16 protein-coding genes are annotated in these 17812 nt (G+C 61.3%); 8 read left to right on the plus strand and 8 right to left on the minus strand.

Features of this window, described 5'->3' with window-relative positions:
• Positions 1-9: 9 nt before the first annotated feature.
• Positions 10-804: an ethanolamine ammonia-lyase subunit EutC gene (gene eutC, locus ACRWA7_RS08050; RefSeq protein WP_438392202.1), complete on the minus strand. Its 795-nt coding sequence runs from the start codon at positions 802-804 to the stop codon at positions 10-12.
• On the minus strand, positions 805-2184 hold the full coding sequence (locus ACRWA7_RS08055; protein ID WP_438392203.1) for an ethanolamine ammonia-lyase subunit EutB: 1380 nt from the start codon (positions 2182-2184) through the stop codon (positions 805-807).
• Positions 2185-2430: 246 nt separating this feature from the next.
• On the opposite strand from ACRWA7_RS08055, the gene mnmH reads away from it, so the two are divergent.
• The gene (mnmH, locus tag ACRWA7_RS08060; RefSeq protein WP_438392204.1) at positions 2431-3516 is read left to right on the plus strand and encodes a tRNA 2-selenouridine(34) synthase MnmH; all 1086 of its coding nucleotides are present in this window, start codon (positions 2431-2433) and stop codon (positions 3514-3516) included.
• A 29-nt stretch (positions 3517-3545) separates the two neighbouring features.
• Positions 3546-4601 (plus strand): permease, encoded by a 1056-nt coding sequence (locus ACRWA7_RS08065; RefSeq protein ID WP_438392205.1) that lies wholly within the window; start codon positions 3546-3548, stop codon positions 4599-4601.
• 85 nt (positions 4602-4686) lie between these two features.
• Here the strand turns inward: ACRWA7_RS08065 and ACRWA7_RS08070 are convergent, their stop codons facing one another.
• The 3 genes from ACRWA7_RS08070 to ACRWA7_RS08080 are packed head-to-tail and all read right to left on the minus strand — an operon-like array spanning position 4687 to position 7244.
• Positions 4687-4851: a hypothetical protein gene (locus ACRWA7_RS08070; RefSeq protein ID WP_438392206.1), complete on the minus strand. Its 165-nt coding sequence runs from the start codon at positions 4849-4851 to the stop codon at positions 4687-4689.
• On the minus strand, positions 4829-5830 hold the full coding sequence (gene cydB, locus ACRWA7_RS08075) for a cytochrome d ubiquinol oxidase subunit II (RefSeq protein WP_438392207.1): 1002 nt from the start codon (positions 5828-5830) through the stop codon (positions 4829-4831). The genes ACRWA7_RS08070 and cydB overlap by 23 nt, the downstream gene beginning before the upstream one ends.
• A 1-nt stretch (position 5831) precedes the next feature.
• Entirely contained in the window at positions 5832-7244 is a 1413-nt protein-coding gene (locus tag ACRWA7_RS08080) for a cytochrome ubiquinol oxidase subunit I (RefSeq protein ID WP_438392208.1), read from the minus strand.
• Between the two features lie 454 nt (positions 7245-7698).
• On the opposite strand from ACRWA7_RS08080, the gene ypfJ reads away from it, so the two are divergent.
• From ypfJ to ACRWA7_RS08095, 3 genes are all read left to right on the plus strand, one after another.
• Positions 7699-8607: a KPN_02809 family neutral zinc metallopeptidase gene (gene ypfJ, locus ACRWA7_RS08085; protein ID WP_438392713.1), complete on the plus strand. Its 909-nt coding sequence runs from the start codon at positions 7699-7701 to the stop codon at positions 8605-8607.
• A gap of 287 nt (positions 8608-8894) precedes the next feature.
• Positions 8895-9917, plus strand: a complete 1023-nt coding sequence (waaC, locus tag ACRWA7_RS08090; protein ID WP_438392209.1) for a lipopolysaccharide heptosyltransferase I — start codon at positions 8895-8897, stop codon at positions 9915-9917.
• Positions 9918-9988: 71 nt separating this feature from the next.
• A complete protein-coding gene (locus ACRWA7_RS08095) occupies positions 9989-10927 on the plus strand; it encodes a flagellar brake protein (protein WP_438392210.1) in 939 nt (312 codons plus the stop codon).
• 16 nt (positions 10928-10943) lie between these two features.
• Here the strand turns inward: ACRWA7_RS08095 and ACRWA7_RS08100 are convergent, their stop codons facing one another.
• A complete protein-coding gene (locus tag ACRWA7_RS08100) occupies positions 10944-11615 on the minus strand; it encodes a DsbA family oxidoreductase (protein WP_438392211.1) in 672 nt (223 codons plus the stop codon).
• 259 nt (positions 11616-11874) lie between these two features.
• Here ACRWA7_RS08100 and ACRWA7_RS08105 point away from each other — a divergent pair, with 259 nt between their 5' ends.
• The 3 genes from ACRWA7_RS08105 to ACRWA7_RS08115 all read left to right on the plus strand — a co-directional run bounded on the left by ACRWA7_RS08105 (position 11875) and on the right by ACRWA7_RS08115 (position 14110).
• On the plus strand, positions 11875-12306 hold the full coding sequence (locus tag ACRWA7_RS08105; RefSeq protein ID WP_438392212.1) for an OsmC family protein: 432 nt from the start codon (positions 11875-11877) through the stop codon (positions 12304-12306).
• Positions 12307-12691: 385 nt separating this feature from the next.
• A complete protein-coding gene (locus tag ACRWA7_RS08110) occupies positions 12692-13777 on the plus strand; it encodes a calcium:proton antiporter (protein WP_438392213.1) in 1086 nt (361 codons plus the stop codon).
• 183 nt (positions 13778-13960) lie between these two features.
• On the plus strand, positions 13961-14110 hold the full coding sequence (locus ACRWA7_RS08115; RefSeq protein WP_438392214.1) for a hypothetical protein: 150 nt from the start codon (positions 13961-13963) through the stop codon (positions 14108-14110).
• A 155-nt stretch (positions 14111-14265) separates the two neighbouring features.
• On the opposite strand, the gene ACRWA7_RS08120 is transcribed toward ACRWA7_RS08115, so the two are convergent.
• Both ACRWA7_RS08120 and ggt read right to left on the minus strand, forming a co-directional pair.
• A complete protein-coding gene (locus tag ACRWA7_RS08120) occupies positions 14266-15660 on the minus strand; it encodes an NCS2 family permease (protein ID WP_438392215.1) in 1395 nt (464 codons plus the stop codon).
• Positions 15661-15961: 301 nt separating this feature from the next.
• A complete protein-coding gene (ggt, locus tag ACRWA7_RS08125; RefSeq protein ID WP_438392715.1) occupies positions 15962-17689 on the minus strand; it encodes a gamma-glutamyltransferase in 1728 nt (575 codons plus the stop codon).
• Positions 17690-17812: the final 123 nt, after the last annotated feature.

Raw genomic sequence — 17812 nt, forward strand, 5'->3', positions numbered from 1 at the left:
TGTTCAACATCAGTCTGGCGGCAAAGCAGCGCGGTCAGATGCTGTCAACAGCGCATCGCTATCGTCCTTTAGCTTGACGCCGGTCAGCTTCAGGCGCACCGCTTCGGTCAACAGGTAATGCAGCTTGAAAGCGGCGGTATCGTAGGGAAGGCCTTCTGGGCGCACGTTCGAAATGCAGTTGCGTTCGGCATCGCTTCGGCCGGCTCGCGGTTCGTACGTCAGGTAGATGCCGAGGCTATCGGGCGAACTCAAGCCTGGCCGCTCGCCGATCAGCATCACGACAATCCGCGCCCGTAAAAGCTCACCAATACCATCGCCGAGTGCAACCCGGGCCTGGCGCGCAACGACCACGGGACCCACGCGCATGCCTTGCAGCTTCGAGCGCATACGCTCGAGCAGCGGCACAGCATGACGCGCCGCTGCGTAGGCCGACAGGCCATCGGCGACAACAAACACGATGTCAAAATCCCTGCCTGCGTATTCACGAAGGCGCGTTGTACTGTCTTTGCTCAGCATACGGCCCAGATCCGGCCGACGCAGATAGTGATCGCGATCGGTCGCCGCGCTTTCGGCATCGAGCGTATCGAAACCGGCGGCGCGCAGCGAGGCATGCAGCGCGCCGGCATCGAGCGGTTGATGCACGGCGTCGCGCGCCTGCGCGTGCGACAGGTTGAAGGCAAGCAAGGGCGCAGTCGGCAGGCTGCTGCCGGCGCGGCCCAGCGCAATGCGCGCATTCGTGAAACGGCGCAACGCGTCCCACGGGTCGGCGTTGAGCGAAGCGGGTTTATCGCTGGAATCGGTCATTTACGCGCTCATCCATTCAAGCAATGGCTGGGGTGCGGACGGACTCAGCAACGCGCCCTGCGAGTCGATGATCTGCATCGACTCAAGCCACGCCTCGAACTCCGGCGCGCGGCGCAGACCGAGCACGTTGCGCGCATATAACGCGTCGTGAAACGAGGTGCTCTGGTAGTTCAGCATGACGTCGTCCGCGCCGGGCACGCCCATGATGAAATTCACGTTCGCCACGCCCAGCAGCGTGAGCAGGGTGTCCATGTCGTCCGAATCGGCTTCAGCGTGATTGGTGTAGCAGATATCGCAGCCCATTGGCACGCCGAGCAGCTTGCCGCAGAAGTGGTCCTCCAGTCCGGCGCGAATGATCTGGCGGCCATCGTAGAGATATTCCGGGCCGATGAAACCCACCACCGTATTCACCAGCAGCGGCTTGAACTTGCGCGCGACCGCATAGGCGCGCACCTCACAGGTCTGCTGATCGACGCCGTGATGTGCGTCGGCGGAAAGCGCGCTGCCTTGACCTGTCTCGAAGTACATCAGGTTGTCGCCAACAGTACCGCGCCCAAGCGATAACCCCGCCTCATACGCTTCCTGCAACAGCGCCAGCGAGACGCCGAAACTCGCGTTCGCTTTTTCAGTGCCCGCAATCGACTGGAACACGAGATCCACGGGCGCGCCTTTCTCGATTGCCGCGATGGTATTGGTCACATGCGTGAGCACGCATGACTGCGTCGGGACCTCGTAGCGTTGCCGGAAGTCATCGATCATTGCGAGCAGCGTTGTGATTGCGCCGGGCGAATCCGATGCCGGGTTGATGCCGATCACCGCGTCGCCGCAGCCGTACATGAGGCCGTCGAGCATGGACGCGGCGATGCCCTTGACGTCGTCGGTCGGATGGTTCGGTTGCAGGCGCACGGACATGTGTCCCGGCAAGCCGATGGTATTGCGAAAGCGCGTGACCACGGGCCGTTTCTTCGCCGCCAGAATCAGGTCCTGGTTGCGCATGAGCTTGGACACGGCGGCGGCCATTTCCGGCGTGAGCCCGGGCGCGATGCGCACAAGCGCGGCGGTATCGGTGGTGTTCGCCAGCAGCCAGTTGCGGAAATCGCCCACGGTGAGATGCGAAATCTCGGCGAAGGCCTGCGCGCAATGCCCGTCGACGATCAGCCGTGTGACTTCGTCGCTTTCGTACGGGATGACGGTTTCGTTGAGGAACGTGCGCAACGGCACTTGCGCGAGCGCCATTTTGGCCGCCACCCGTTCCTCTTCGGTGGCTGCCGCGACGCCCGCGAGCTGATCGCCGGAGCGCTGCGGCGTGGCCTTGGCAAGCAGGGTTTTCAGGTCATCGAAACGGTAGGTCCGGTGACCGATGGTCTCGCTGTAGCTCATCGCATGATCCTTGGTTTTCCAGGGCTTGAGAGACGCGCAGGATCTGATCGCGCGCCTCGTGTTTCACACTGGAGTATGCGACTTATCCATGCAAGGCCAAAATTGCACGGCGTCGAATCGCCCGCGCCCGCCGCTGTTTCCGATAATTTTCGCTTATCTTGAAGGCATTGGCGCCATCAGCCCATGATTTGCGCACATGCGATAATCCCGGACTTCCGGTTTGACCCACTTTCCCCGCGCCGCACCTTGAAAAACCTGCTTGTTCCGCTCGACCGGCTAGCTGATTTCGACGAGATCATCGACGTCCGCACGCCGCTCGAATTCGCCGATGACCACATTCCCGGCGCGCTCAACGCGCCGGTGCTGAGCAACGAGGAACGTGTGGTCATCGGCACAATGTACAAGCAGGTTTCGCCTTTCGAAGCCGCACGCGCCGGCGCGGCCATGGTTGCGCGCAATATCGCCCAGCATCTCGATACGATCTTCGCCGGCCGGCCACGCAACTGGCGGCCGCTGATCTATTGCTGGCGCGGCGGTACGCGCTCCGGCTCCATGACGACCATGTTCAACATGATCGGCTGGCAGGCGCGCCAGCTCGAAGGCGGCTACAAGACATACCGGCGAGCGACGCTCGAAACGCTCGGGCATTTGCCGACGAGCTTCCGGTATATCGTGTTGACCGGCCCGACTGGCAGCGGCAAGACGCGCCTGCTGCACGGGTTAAGCGTTGCCGGCGCCCAGACGCTCGACCTGGAACAACTCGCGGCGCATCGTGGATCGCTGCTCGGCGCGTTGCCGGGCGAGCCGCAACCTTCGCAAAAATGGTTCGATACGCAACTCGTCCGCGCGCTGCGCGCCTTCGATCCGGCGCGGCCTGTTTTTGTCGAGGCGGAAAGCCGGCGGATCGGCGCGGTTGCGCTGCCGCTTGCTCTGGTGGACACGTTTCATCGCGGTGATTGTGTTCAGGTCGAAGCCAGCCGGGACGACCGCGCAGCGTTCCTGCTTCACGACTACGCGCATCTGTTCCACGATCCCGGGTTGTTCAAGCAGCAGTTATCGAAGCTGATCGGGTTGCATAGCCGGGAGCGCGTGAACCGGTGGCATGCATTGATCGATGAAAATCGCGGTCCCGAACTCGCCCGCGAACTGATCGACCTGCATTACGATCCGGCCTACGCGCGCAGCAGCGGCGCGCATTTCACCGAATTGCCGCAGGCTACACGCCTGCAGTTTCGCCCGAACGACGCGGACGTCGTCGAGCAGGCGAGGGCGCTTCTGGCCCGGCTGGATCCGCCTTTTCATGCAGAAAAACCGCCGCTGACCTCGGCGTGACTTTTTTATTTCCTTTAATACGAACAACCATGCAATCAACTCTCCGACAACCCCGCGTAGCGCTCGGCTGGATCGTGTTCCTGCTGATCGCCGTCATTGGCCTCTTCTACGTCAAGTGGTTTCCGTATTACAACCGCGCGTTCGTGGCGGCGAGCCAGCATTCCATCGGCAAATCGATTCTGATGGGCACCGCCGCGAGCGCGCCCGAACCGTCGTGGCAAGCGGCTATTGACTATGCGTTGGCGTACGGCAAGGCAATCTGGCAAGCCATGGTGCTCGGCCTGTTGCTCGGCTCAGCGGTTCAGGCGCTGATCCCGCCGCAATGGGTCGCGCGCGCGCTCGGGAAAAGCGGCTTCGGCAGCGTGGTGAACGGCGGCTTGATGTCGTTGCCGGGCATGATGTGCACGTGCTGCGCGGCGCCCGTTGTCGCGGGCTTGCGCGCGCGGCAGGCCGCGCCGGGCGCTGCGATTGCGTTCTGGCTGGGGAATACCGTGCTGAATCCGGCCACGCTGATTTTCATGGGCTTCGTGCTCGGCTGGCAGTGGATGGGATTGCGCCTCGTGCTGGGTGTCCTGATGGTGTTTGGGCTCGGATACGTCGTGAACCGCATGGTGACGCCGAAAGAAGCCGAAGCATCGCGCGGCGAAATGGCGAAGCTGGTGGCCGCCGAGGACCCGGGCACCGCGTTCACGCGCTGGATTCGCATTCTGGGGCGCATGACCATCCGGCTCGTGCCGGAGTACATCGTTCTCGTGCTGGTGCTTGGCGCGGCGCGTGCGTGGCTGTTTCCGCATATTGGCCCGAATATCGATAACAGCGTGCTCTGGATCGTCGGTCTCGCCATTGCCGGGACCTTGTTCGTGATCCCGACCGCCGGCGAAGTGCCGATCATCCAGGCCATGCTTTCGCTCGGCATGTCGGTGGGACCGGCAGGCGCGTTGTTGATGACATTGCCGCCGATCAGCTTGCCGTCGGTGGCCATGCTCGGCCGCTCGTTTGCGCCGCGCGTGTTGACGGTCGTGGCGGTGGCCGTGGTCGGGTTCGGCATCCTGGCCGGGCTGCTGGCGGTTGCGCTGGGGTTCTAAGACGCACTCTCGTCTGCAGGTGCAAGACGCATAGCGCACTATAAAAAAGGCTGTTCAATGCGAGTTGAACGGCCTTTTTGCTGGCCTAATGCGCCGCCTGAATCAGCAACTTGAACGGGAGCGCAAGCAGCATCGCCCCGCCCACGCCCACGCACCACAGCGCAATAAACCACAGCGTGCTTTTCAGCGCCGAACGCTTGCGCGGTTTGTCCGGCGAAACGCGTGTCTCAGTGATAGTGATGTTCGCCATGGCGCACCTTGCCTCTGAAGACCCAGTAACCGAGCGTCGTGTAAGCGATGATCACGGGCAGGATCACCGCTGCTCCAATCAGCGTGAACTTCTGGCTGGAATGCGGCGCGGCGAGTTCCCAAAGCGACACGCCGGGAAAAATCGCCTGCGGCGAAATGCTCAGGACGAGACCGCTATAACCCAGCAGCACGAACGCCAGCGCCATCACGAACGGCCGCGTTTCGTGACGTGAGAGGATCGAGCGCCGCATCAGCCATGCGCAGGCGAGCACGAGCACCGGCACCGGCAAAAATCGATAGAACCACGCGGTATCGAACCAGCGCGACGCAATGCCCGCGTCCTGCAGCGGCGTCCAGATACTCACGACGGCGATCGTCCCCAGTTGCAGGAGCGTCAGCGGCCACACGATCCTGTAGAACCTGCGCTGCAGGTCGCCCTCGGTTTTCGCGATCAGCCAGCAGCAGCCAAGCAACGCATAAGTGACCACGAGCGCAAGCCCCGTGAACATGCTGAACGGCGTGAACCACGTGAAGGCATCGCCGGAATAACGGCCATCCGCGACCGGAATGCCATTGAGAAACGCGCCGAGCGCCACGCCCTGGAAGAACGTTGCACCCGCCGATCCGCCAATAAACGCAAGGTCCCACATGTGCTTCGTGCGCGTTGCCTTCGAGCGGATCTCAAACGAAACGCCGCGAAAAATCAGGCAGACCAGCATGAAGATCAGCGGCAGATAAAGGCCTGAGAGCACGGTCGAATAGATCATCGGGAACGCAGCGAAAAGACCCGCGCCGCCGAGCACCAGCCATGTTTCGTTGCCGTCCCAGACTGGCGCGACGGTGTTCATCATCACGTCGCGGTCATGTTCGTGCGGGAAAAACGGAAACAGAATGCCAATGCCCAGATCGAAACCATCCAGGACCACATACATCAGCACGCCAAGCGCGATGATCGCGGCCCACGTAAGCGACAAATCCATCTCAGGCTCCTTCGATTGAATGCGTGGCCACCGACAGCGGCCGGCGCGCGGTGTGGTTGTCATCGTCCATGCCGGGCGCATGCGTCACCGTGCCCGGCAAAGCCGGTCCCGCTCTCAGCAGCTTGAGCAGGTAATAGATGCCCGTGCCGAACACGAGCGTATAGACGCACACGAAGATCAGCAGCGTCACGCCGACTTGCTGGGCTGTCACCGGGGACACCGCTTCGGACGTACGCATGACGCCGTACACCACCCACGGCTGGCGGCCGGCTTCGGTCGTGACCCAGCCCGCCAGCAGCGAGATGAAACCGGTCGGTCCCATGACGAGCGCGAAACGCTGGAACGCCTTCGACTCGAAAAGCCTGTCCTTGCGCCGCAGCACCCAGCCCGCAATGCTCATCAGGATCATCAGCACACCCAGCCCCGCCATGATCCGGAAGCTCCAGAACACCACGGTGGAATTCGGCCGGTCCTCTTTCGGGAATGACTTGAGCCCGCGGATTTCTCCGTCCCAGCTATGCGTGAGGATCAGGCTGCCCAGATGCGGAACGGAAAGCGCGTATTTCGTGGTTTCCGCTTCCATGTCCGGGATGCCGAACAGATTCAGCGCCGTGCCGCCTTTCTCGGTGTCCCACAAGCCTTCAATGGCAGCGATCTTCGCCGGCTGGTATTCACGCGTGTTGAGGCCGTGCTGATCGCCGACCAGCGCCTGGACTGGCGTGAGCACGAGGAGCAGCCAGAGCGACATGGAGAACATTTTCTTGATCGCCGGGTCGCGGCGGCCTTTCAGCAGGTGATACGCGCCCGACGCCGCCACCACCAGCCCCGCGACAATAAACGCCGCGATAGCCATGTGCGCAAGCCGGTAGGGAAACGACGGGTTGAAGATGATCTGGAACCAGCTAACCGGCACGACATGATCGCCTTCAATGCGAAAGCCTTGCGGCGTCTGCATCCAGCTATTCGATGCAAGAATCCAGAACGTCGAGATCAGCGTGCCGATGGCGACCATCAGCGTGGCGCCGAAGTGCGCCTTCGGTCCCACCTTGTTCCAGCCGAACAGCATGATGCCGAGAAACCCGGCTTCGAGGAAAAACGCGGTCATCACTTCGTAGGCGAGCAGGGGACCCGTGATCGAACCGGCGAAACTGGAAAAGCCGCCCCAGTTGGTGCCGAACTCGTAGCTCATCACCACGCCGGAAACCACGCCCATGCCGAAAGCGACGGCAAATACCTTCGACCAGAACAGGCACAGCTCCTTGTAGACCGGCTTATGGGTCTTGAGCCACGCGCCTTCGAGTACGGCAATGAAGCTCGCAAGCCCGATGCTCAACGCCGGGAAGACAATGTGAAATGAAACGGTAAAGGCGAACTGGATTCGCGCCAGGTCGAGTGCTTGTTGAGTGGCATGCATGGCAGGTTGTGCAGCCTTCGCGGGCGCACTCGAACAAGCGAGGTCGCGGGCGGGCGCTGGTTGGTTGGATTGAGTACGACAGGGCCGAATGTAAGCCAGTTTTTGAGATGATTGCTGCGACGCGGAAGAGGCAAACGAATGCGCGCAAATGTCGCAATTTCAGGCTAAATTTATTGATAATTTGCGTTTTATCAATTACTTGCCACTGAGGCTGGCGTATGCGTTTCAAACGCTTTTGACGCAATTTGCGCGACAATCGACCGCACTGCGTCAATCCGGCGCGTTGCCTTGAAAGACGTGCGTCGATGGCCGGCTTTCGGTCAAGACGTCAGGCCGGGCACGCACGATGTTTTACACCTTCGCCCCCGATTGCCGCGGCGTGCCGGTTACCATGGCGACATCGTGGCGAGGCCGCGCGGGACAACGAATTGAACAGGGCGAAGGGAGAAAGATCATGCGTCTGGACGACGAAAGAGAAAGCCAGAATGTCGAAGACCGGCGCGGTTCGGGCGGCGGCGGTTTCCGCTTGGGTGGCGGCTCGCTTGGAATCGGCTCGATTGTGATCGCGCTCGCGGCGTCGTATTTTTTCGGCATCAATCCGCTGGTGGTCCTGAACCTGCTTTCGGGCGGCTCGGGCGGTACATCGAGCAGTTCCTATACACCGCAGCAACAGCGCCAGGTGGACCCGAGCGGTCAGCCGCAGCCTGCCGCCAGCGACGCGGGAGCCGTATTCGTGCGGCGCATCCTTGGCAACACCGAGCGCACCTGGCAGCAGATTTTCCGCACGCAGTTCAACCAGGACTATCCGGCGCCCAAGCTCGTGCTGTTTAGCGGCGGCACGGCGACCGCGTGCGGCACGGGCCAGTCGGCCATGGGGCCGTTCTATTGCCCGAACGACCGCAGCGTGTATATCGACCTGTCGTTTTACAAGGAACTGCGGGACCGCTTTGGCGCTTCCGGCGACTTTGCGCAGGCGTACGTGATTGCGCACGAGGTCGGCCATCATGTACAGAACGTGCTCGGCATCATGACCAAAGTCGATAACGCCCGCCGCCGCATGTCGCCCGAACAGGCCAATCAGCTGTCCGTACGTGTCGAGTTGCAGGCCGACTGCTTTGCCGGCGTGTGGGCAAACGTGGCGCAGAAGAACAACGCGAAGCTGATCGAGCCCGGCGATTTCCAGGACGGATTGAACGCGGCGGGTGCGATTGGAGACGACCGCTTGCAGAAGGAAACACAGGGACGCGTGGTTCCGGAGGCGTTCACGCACGGCACGAGCGCGCAGCGTCAGCGCTGGCTCAATCGCGGGCTGGCGACCGGCGATCTCGGGCAATGCGATACCTTTGGCGCAAGAACGCTTTGAGATTCAACGCCCTGGCGGTGAAAAGCGGCTAGAGAAATCCGCCATTTCGACGGATAATTCTGTCGGAAGATGTTGCAGCCGGCTTACATGCGCTGCCAGCGCGTCCGCGCGCCAGTTTGTACAATCTTGCCGTTCACAACAGATCGCCGCCGGGCCGACTTTCAATTACCCGAAAGCGAACCGGTCAGGCGAGTCAGCCTCCGGCAATCCGGCTCGCGCATCCATGCATTCATGCCTTCATGCGCGAGGCCGCCATCCGGATGAATTAAAGGTCCCCCTGCATTCCCATGAAGCGAATCCTGATTGTCAAAGTGACGTCATTGGGCGATATCGTAGAGACGCAGCCCGTCGTCTCCGATCTTCGCCGTGCATTTCCGTCGGCCAAGATCGACTGGGCCGCGGACGCAGCGTTCGCCGATATCATCCGCTGGAATCCAGCCGTCGACCGCGTACTCTGCGCGCCGCTGCGCAAGTTCAAGAAGGCGCGCAGTTGGGCTGACCTCAAGGAAATCGCGGCGTCCATCGGCGAATTGCGGGCCGAGAAATACGACGCCGTGCTGGATATCCACGGCGTGTACAAGAGCGCGATCATCGCGTTCCTCGCTCGCGGGCGCCGCCGCTACGGATACAAGAACAAGGACCTGGGCGAACTCGGCGCCGCATTTGCCTATAGCGCGCGCTTCGGGCCGCGGCCGCGCACCGACGCCTGGCGCGGGATGCGCGTGAGCGTGGCGGACGCGCTGGGCTATACATTCGACGAAACCCCTGACTTCAACCTGCATCTGCCGCCGCTTGAAACTCCGCTCGAGACGCCGCTGTCGTTGGCCTCGGGCGCGCCGGTCGCGATGCTGTTCCACGCCACTTCCGCCGACGAAAAGAAATGGCCGATCGAGCGCTGGGCCGAAACCGGACGATGGCTGAGCGCGCGCGGCTACACAATCGCGCTGCCGTGGGGCACGCAGGGCGAGCGCAAGGAGGGCGAGCAGATCGCCGCGCTCGTGCCGGGCGCCGTGGTACTGCCCAAACTGAGCGTGACCGAGTGCGCGCATTGCATCGATGCATCGGCGCTGGTCGTTGGCATGGATACCGGTCTGGTTCATCTGGCGCACGCCCTTGGACGGCCCACGGTCATGATCTTCACCGCGACTTCGCGCGAGCACTTCGGTATCCATGCGCCGGGACGGTCGGTATCGGTGGGCGATCATCATGCGCCGCCGGATGTGCCCGCGGTATTGGCCGCTGTCGAAAGCGTGATGCCGGGATTCGACAAACCGGCAGCACGCCACGCCGCCGATCAAGCCGCCTCCTAGGCCCGGCGGCACTTGACGCCGTCGCGCACTCGTTAGACGATTCCCGCTTTCCCGATGGTTCCGGAGCGGCCATGCCCGAAGAAGATGCCATTACCCTGGCTCAAGCGTCGTCGATTCGTTTGTCGGTAGCGGACGTCCCCGTTGGCGAACCGCTCGCATGGCCAATCATTTCCGCCGATGGCGCACGGTTGCTGGAAGCCGGCGCGGTGATCGCCGGAACTGCCGACCGCACTTTCCTTTTTGCGCAATTCGACCCGCACAGACTCGATGCATCGGCAGATTCTCCCGCAGTGGCGGCGCCCGCGCCGGACGTGTCGTCACCGCCCGCGCCCGAAGTGCTCACGCTCGATACCATCGGCTTGAAAATCGGTGCACGCCTCGGCTTGCGCGGATCAACGAGTTCCGCGATGTATTCCAGCCGCGTGATCGGATTTTCGTCGCCGGGCGTGTATCGCACGCGCGCTGTGTCCCGCGCTGTGTTCATTACGCAGCCGGTGATGTCGGGTCATGAACCGCTGGCGTTGACGCCAAGCGAGCGGGTCGAACTGGTCGCGCTCGGCACGCGCGCGGTGTTCCAGTTTGCATGCACCGTCGAGGCCGTTTGCCGCGAGCCGTTCAGCTATCTGGTCCTGTCCGAGCCCGGCGCGATTCGCCGTTTGCGGGCGCGCAAGTTCGTGCGCACCTCGACGCGTTTGCCGGCGCATTTTTCATTGATCAATGGCGCACCGGGCGATGAATCCGCAACCCGCCTCGGCTTGATCCGCGATATCAGTCCGTTCGGCATGTCGCTCGCAGTTGCCGAGGCGCAGGCGAAGCCGGGCGACCGGCTGCGTGTGTCGTTCCGTTTCAACACGGACGATATGGATGTCGAAATCGACTCCCAGGCGATCGTGCGGCACGTGCACAAGGCTCACGCGCGAGGTGCGAACGCCACGTATGGCCTGGAGTTCGACGCGCTTGAGCCGTCGCAGCGTATTGCGTTGAAGTCGTTCATGGCGGAGCCGGCCTAGAAGCTGACTGTGCGGGTTACGGCGTATTCGCGCCGCTTGCACCCGGAGGAAAGCCATCGGGGAACAGGCGCTCGACCGCTGCCTGGAAATGCTCGATCGGCGCCGCGCCGCGCAGTGCGATGGGCGGTGGCGGTTCCTGATCGCCCACGCCATCGCGCGAGAGCACCACGAACGGTACGCTTGTCACACCAAGTTTCTTCGCGAACTCCTCGTCTTCGATCACGGCGTCCGTGAGTTCATCGCCGAGCAGCGCTTCTTCCAGCGATTCCGGATCGATCCCGCACGTGGCCGCAATATCCAGCAGCGCGTCGGTATCGCCAATGTCGATGCCATCCTCGAAAAACGCCTTGAAGATCGCCCGATGGACCACGTCGAAGCGACCCGACTCGCGGGCGAAAAACGCGGTCTCGAACGCCTTGCGGCTACGTGGCTGAACAGGCGGAAGGCGCAGCAGCATGCCCCGGTCGGTGGCCATTGGATAGACGGAACGTTCCCACGTCTCATGCAGATAGTCGCTGTCGGGTTCGAGCGTTGGCGTGGGATCGGGGCGCAGCTCGAACGCGTGCCAGCGGACTTCGACTGCGTCGCCATAAGCGTTCTGGAACTGATCGATGACCGGCACTTCCAGATAGCAGAAGGGACACACAAAGTCGGACCAGACGTCTAGGTACAGCGTGGGGCTTGTCATAGGAGACTCGATGGAATTCGACAAAATTTCGTGCGAAATTTTACCCCGCATTCGGTTTTGCCTCCGGCATGCTCGCCGCACGCGATCGTAGCCGTACGAAAAAATCCGTAAGCCCACCGCGGCGCTTTCGGGCATTCTGTGTGCTTGGTCCATTGCGATGGCACGCCAAGCTCGCCAGGACCAAACGCGGCTTTGCGGTCGAATCCTTGCTGCGGCGGCGTTGCGCGGCAATCCACCCTTGAATCACTGGAGAACACTCGTGCAAAAGACAGCATCGGCAAAATGGAGTGGCGGCATTAAGGACGGTAAAGGTTACATTTCGACGCAAACGGGCGTATTGAAAGACGCGCCCTATGGCTTTGCTGCACGCTTCGAAGGCGGCCCGGGGACGAACCCGGAAGAACTGATCGGCGCAGCGCATTCGGGCTGCTTCACGATGGCGTTGTCCCTGCAACTCACGCAGGCCGGGCTCACGGCGGAAAGCATTGAAACGAAGTCCACCGTGACGCTGGACAAGGACGGCGAGGGTTTTTCCATTACGGCATGCCATCTGGACGTCAAGGCCAAGGTTCCCGGCGCCGATAAAGCCACCTTCGAAAAGCTCGCCAACGCGGCCAAGGAAGGTTGCCCGGTATCGAAACTTTTCGCCGGCAACGCGAAGATCACGTTGAACACGGAATTCGTGGAATAACCTGGTTTAAACTGGGCCTGATCAAGAAGCGCGACCGACATACGGGTCGCGCTTTTTTATCGTGATCGATAAAGGTGGGGTTCTCGTTCGTATCTCTTGCACGTTAAGTTGAAAACCAAGCTGATGGTTGTCCACAAAATGTGTGGACAGCCGTGTGGACAACGTGAGCAAGCAGTCGTCAACACGTTGACGCGTAAAGGTTTTAGGCTTGCCGTCATTTCGTGGGCAGCGGAGCCTTTCGTCCGGGAATACGGTCTCGGCCGTCATTCTCCCGAGCTTTGAAATCCAGTTTTCCGATTGGAGGAACCTGTAACCTGACGGCTCTTCCGGCATCGAAGCCCCGCTTCTGCCACTCATCCACCCGCATTACCGCCCTGGAGCATCGATGAAATTCAAGCTGGACTGGACGGGCATCGCGCCATTTGCTGCACTTGTGATCTTGGGACTCACGATCGCCATGCCCAACGGCTGGGTATTCGGCCTCGCCGCCATTGCGCTTGCCGGGGCCGTGTTTGCCGCCGTGCATCACGCGGAGGTTGTGGCGCATCGCGTCGGCGAGCCGTTTGGAACGCTGGTATTGGCGATCGCGGTGACGGTTATCGAGGTGGCGCTGATTGTCTCCGTGATGCTCTCCGGCGGTCCGGAAAAAGCAGCGCTCCCGCGCGATACCGTGTTTGCCGTGATCATGATCGTGTGCAACGGCATAGTCGGACTGTGCCTGCTCGTGGGCGGCCTACGTCATCACGAACAGAACTTCCAGCTTAGCGGCGCGAGCGCGACGCTCGCCATTCTCTGCGCGCTGTCGGTGTTGACCATGGTGCTGCCGAATTTCACCAGCACGGTAATTGGGCCGGGCTTGTCGACGTCGCAACTCATATTTGTCGGGATCACGTCGCTCGTGCTGTACGTGGTTTTTGTCTTTGTGCAGACAATGCGGCATCGGGATTACTTTCTGCCGCCGGTGCCCGCGCTCGATCCCAACCGTCCCGACGATGTCCACGCACCGCTGCCATCGAACGCCGAAGCGCTGACTTCGGGCGGCTTGTTGCTGGTCTCGCTGGTTTCCGTGGTCGGGCTGGCCAAATTGCTGTCACCGACGGTCGAGGCGGGCGTCGCCAGCGCCGGTGCGCCGGAAGCCGTAGTTGGTGTGGTGATTGCAGCGCTCGTGCTGTTGCCCGAGGGCGTGGCCGCACTGCGCGCCGCGCGGCTGAACCGGTTGCAGACCAGCTTGAATCTTGCGCTTGGATCGGCTTTGGCGAGTATCGGGCTGACGATTCCAGCGGTTGCCATTGTTGCGATCGCGATCAGCCAGCCAATTTCTCTCGGGTTGGGGCCGAAAGAGATCGTGCTGCTTGCGCTGACCTTGCTGGTGAGCGTTCTGACGCTCGGTACAGGCCGGTCGACGGTGCTGCAGGGCGTTGTCCATCTGGTAATTTTCGCGACGTTCCTGTTTTTGTCGATCGTGCCGTAGCATGTTCCGTCACTGCTCGTGGGCGGCGTGCGAAATAGGTGGCGGATCATTCTCAAAGGGCCGGGCGTTGTTTCGATGCGACCCAAACGTTCTCATTGTGAATTTTTTTTGCACTGCACTATCAGATGCGTATAATTTAGGGTATTCCCTAACGGGAAAACCCTAATCACGCTGAGGTGCTTTATGAAAACCGCCGCTCAAGGTTCTATTCTCGTTTCGTTCGGTTCATGGTTCCGCAAGACGAAGGCCGTTGTTCGTCGCGAGGCTGCCCGTGCATTGCAACTGCATCTGGAAAACTGCGCTGTCATGGCTGAAGCGTATCGCCGCAAGTAAATCGGCATGCGTTGAGTCGGCGCGTTGATCGAACTGTTCAATGGTTCTCGCACGCCGATTTTGATGCGGTGATCTTGCAGGCAGGGCGAAATCCAACCGGAGGGTTGGCTGCCTCGATTACCGTGAACGAGGGCGTTTTTTTCCTGCCGCCCGAATCAGATCGCCCAGCCGCCGAGATAAAACGCGGCGAGCACGGCTGCAATCACGACCGTCCCCACGTTGAGCTTCCGGTATTCGCCGGCAATGACGCGTCCGATCACGAGCGTGCAAAAGCCGAGCATGATGCCGGTGACAATGTTGGCCGACAGCACAATAAACACCGCGCAGACCAGTCCCGACATGGCGTCGACCAGATCGTCCATGTGCAGCTTGCTGACGCTGGACAGCATCAGCAGGCCGACATACATCAGCGCCGGCGCCGTCGCGTAAGACGGCACGAGTCCGGCGATGGGTGAAAAGAACATCACCGCCAGAAAAAGCATGCCCACGGTCGCCGCCGCCAAGCCCGACTTGGCGCCCGCCGCCACGCCCACCGTCGATTCAATGTAGGCCGCAGCCGGCGCGCCGCCCAGGCACGCGGCCACAATCGAGCTGACCGAATCCGCCGTCAGCGCGCGGCCACCATTCACAATGCGGCCGTTTTCATCGATCTGACCTGCCTGGCCCGCAACGGCGCGAATCGTGCCGGTCGCATCGAATACGGCAGTCATCACAAGTGCAAGCACGCTAGGCAGAACGGCCAGCGACAACGCGCCGCGAATGTCCATTGCGCCTATCAGCGAAGCGTGTCCCGGCGCGCTCAGCGAAGGCAGCGCGAAGACGCCCGTATAGCGCACGGCAGGGTCGAAAGCAAGACCAATTGCCGATAAGCCGATCACGACCAGCAGGATTCCACCCGGCACGCGACGGCGCTCCAGCCCGATGATTGCCGCGAGTCCGAAAACGGACATCAGTACGGGAAACGCAGTGATATGGCCGAGTGAAACGGGCATGCCCGCGCCCGGATTTTTCACGATCAGCCCCACATCGTTCGATGCAATCAACAGCAAAAACAAGCCAATCCCGATCCCCGTTCCGTGGGCGACGCCTGCGGGCAAATTGCGCAAGATCCAGGAGCGCACGCCGGTCACGGAAATCGCCGTGAAAGTGACGCCCATCAGGAACACGGCGCCCAACGCCACGGACGGCGAAAGCCCTTTTCCCAGCACGAGCCCGAATGCAGTGAAGGCGGTCAGCGAAATGGCGCAGCCAATCGCGATGGGCAAACGCGCCCAGACGCCCATCAACAGCGAGCCGAACGCAGTCGTCAGGCAGACAGCGACAAAGACGGCGCGGGTATCGAACCCGGCTTTTCCAAGCATGGCGGGCACGACGAATACGGAATAGACCATCGCGAGAAAAGTGGTGACGCCGGCTATCACCTCGCGGCGCTGGGTGCTGCCGCGTGCGCTGATCTGGAAGTAGCGGTCGATCGCGCCGCCTTGAACGGACGGGGATTCGTCCTTTTGAATATCGATACCGCGAAGCGGCTGGGCGTGGGGTTCCATCATGAGCTGTTCTCCTTTATCAGCATGCTGAAACGGGCTGGAGCAAACCGGCGCACCGTCTTCAGGGTCGTCTCGAAAAGTAATATTTTTTAGTGGCGGCCAGACGCAACGCGCTGGACCGGGCCAGCACAGAGACTAGGCGAACATAACGCCGCGTCCTATCTCAAAAATGGGATTCCAGTCATGCCGCGATCCTTATAAGCTTGATTCCAGAGGCTTTTCGACTGGTTTTATCGTGGGCTGAAACGCAAAAGGCCAGGTCCGAAGACCTGGCCTTTTGCATGGGTCAAGCGTCTTGCGATGCTTATTGAATCACGCGCGTGACGCCGCGACCGCGAGGGTCTGCCACGGGTTCGGGCGTTTTATCGTTGATCTTGATTGCCTGGATATCGCCGTTGAAACCCTGCTTCTGAAGCGTATACCCCTTCGCTTCGAGCTCCTTCGCCAGATCGCCGTCAATAGGCTTGTACGGCTCCCAGAAGATCGTGTTCGGCGGCAGCAACTGGTGATGCCAGCGCATTGCGGCCACGGCTTCGGGCAGCGGCATCGAGAAGTCGTAGACGTTGTTGATCACCTGGAAGATCGACGTGAAAATGCGCGAGCCGCCCGGCGTGCCTATCACCATCGCGACCTGGTCGTCCTTGGTCAGAATGGTCGGCGACATGGAGGAGAGCGGGCGCTTGCGCGGTTCGATCGCGTTGGCGTCGCTGCCGACCACGCCGAACATGTTCGCCACACCCGGCTTCGAAGAGAAGTCGTCCATCTCGTCGTTCAGCACCACGCCCGTACCGTCCGCAACCACGCCCGATCCAAAATACCCGTTGATGGTGTACGTATTCGATACCGCGTTACCCCATTTGTCCACGACAGAAAAGTGCGTTGTCTCGGCCTTCTCGGGCATGGTCGTGCCAAGACCCGGAACGACGCTCTTCGTGTCGGAGGGCGTATCGGGATTCACTTCGGACGCGCGCTTCAGGATGTAGTCGTCGTTGATGAGCTGCGCTATAGGCACCTTGTAGAAATCAGGATCGCCCAGGTACTGCGCGCGATCCGCGAACACGCGCTTTTCGATCTCGGCCGTCAAGTGAATGTATTGCGCCGAATTGAGCGGGACATTCGCGTACTTGTCCTTGAGATCGGCTTTCATCTTCAACAACTGGACGAGACCGATACCACCCGAGCTCGGCGGCGGCGCGGTGATGATCCGGTAGCCATTCCAGCTTGCGAGCACTGGCGTGCGCCAGACCGCCTTGTACTCCTTCAGGTCCTGTTCGGTGATGAGGCCGTGGCCGCGCATGGAATCCGCGATCAAGTCGGCGGTCTTGCCTTCATAGAAGCCTTTAGCGCCCTTGTCCGCAATGCGCTGCAACGTGGCGGCCAGTTCCGGCTGCTTGAAGTTGATGCCTTTGTTCAGGGTTCCGAAGTAACTGTCGAAGTTGGTCTTGCCTGCAAATTCCTTGGACGCCGCATCCTTGCGTTCCTGCAACTGGTCGCTGACTTCAAAGCCGTCCTGCGCGTACTTGATCGCGGGCGCGACCACTTGCTTCCACTTCAGCTTGCCAAAGCGCTTCTGCGCTTCCCACATGCCCGAGACTGTGCCCGGCACGCCGACCGCGCGATGTCCATAAAGGCTCATGCCCTTGATGACTTCACCCTTGTCGTCCAGATACATGTTCTTCGTGGCCGCGATCGGCGCGCGTTCGCGGTAGTCAAGGAAGTACGGGCGATGATCCACGTAGAGCGTCATGAAACCGCCGCCGCCCAGGTTGCCCGCTTCGGGGTACGTCACGGCCAGCGTGAAGGCGATGGCCACGGCTGCATCGACTGCGTTACCGCCTTGCTTGAAGATCTGCTCGGCGGTATCGGCGGCGAATTTATCCGCTACGGCCACCGCCGACGCCGTCAATACAGCCGGTTGCGGCGCAACCTTGGCATAGGCCGGCGTGCTTTCGACAAATCCCACCGATACCGCAAACACCGCCGCCACAACGCTTCCAAGCGCGAGCGAACGCGCGCGATGCAGTGAATTCATGGACATCTTCATTGCCATCTTTCTCCTCCTCTTGAATGGGGTATTCGTCGTTTTCCGGGATTGCTTCGCGGAAAAGCGCATCCCGGCTTATACCACGAGGCGGATTTGTTTCGAAAGGCGGGC

This window comes from Caballeronia sp. DA-9, assembly GCF_051615025.1.
Taxonomy (GTDB): Bacteria; Pseudomonadota; Gammaproteobacteria; order Burkholderiales; family Burkholderiaceae; genus Caballeronia; species Caballeronia sordidicola.

Coding starts and splice junctions, on each gene's coding strand:
- ACRWA7_RS08070 (WP_438392206.1), bottom strand. CDS start 4,851: ATGGCGAACATCACTATCACTGAGACACGCGTTTCGCCGGACAAACCG.
- ACRWA7_RS08110 (WP_438392213.1), top strand. CDS start 12,692: ATGAAATTCAAGCTGGACTGGACGGGCATCGCGCCATTTGCTGCACTT.
- ggt (WP_438392715.1), bottom strand. CDS start 17,689: ATGAATTCACTGCATCGCGCGCGTTCGCTCGCGCTTGGAAGCGTTGTG.
- cydB (WP_438392207.1), bottom strand. CDS start 5,830: ATGGATTTGTCGCTTACGTGGGCCGCGATCATCGCGCTTGGCGTGCTG.
- ACRWA7_RS08100 (WP_438392211.1), bottom strand. CDS start 11,615: ATGACAAGCCCCACGCTGTACCTAGACGTCTGGTCCGACTTTGTGTGT.
- ACRWA7_RS08120 (WP_438392215.1), bottom strand. CDS start 15,660: ATGATGGAACCCCACGCCCAGCCGCTTCGCGGTATCGATATTCAAAAG.
- ACRWA7_RS08055 (WP_438392203.1), bottom strand. CDS start 2,184: ATGAGCTACAGCGAGACCATCGGTCACCGGACCTACCGTTTCGATGAC.
- ACRWA7_RS08115 (WP_438392214.1), top strand. CDS start 13,961: ATGAAAACCGCCGCTCAAGGTTCTATTCTCGTTTCGTTCGGTTCATGG.
- eutC (WP_438392202.1), bottom strand. CDS start 804: ATGACCGATTCCAGCGATAAACCCGCTTCGCTCAACGCCGACCCGTGG.
- ypfJ (WP_438392713.1), top strand. CDS start 7,699: ATGCGTCTGGACGACGAAAGAGAAAGCCAGAATGTCGAAGACCGGCGC.
- waaC (WP_438392209.1), top strand. CDS start 8,895: ATGAAGCGAATCCTGATTGTCAAAGTGACGTCATTGGGCGATATCGTA.
- ACRWA7_RS08095 (WP_438392210.1), top strand. CDS start 9,989: ATGCCCGAAGAAGATGCCATTACCCTGGCTCAAGCGTCGTCGATTCGT.
- ACRWA7_RS08080 (WP_438392208.1), bottom strand. CDS start 7,244: ATGCATGCCACTCAACAAGCACTCGACCTGGCGCGAATCCAGTTCGCC.
- ACRWA7_RS08065 (WP_438392205.1), top strand. CDS start 3,546: ATGCAATCAACTCTCCGACAACCCCGCGTAGCGCTCGGCTGGATCGTG.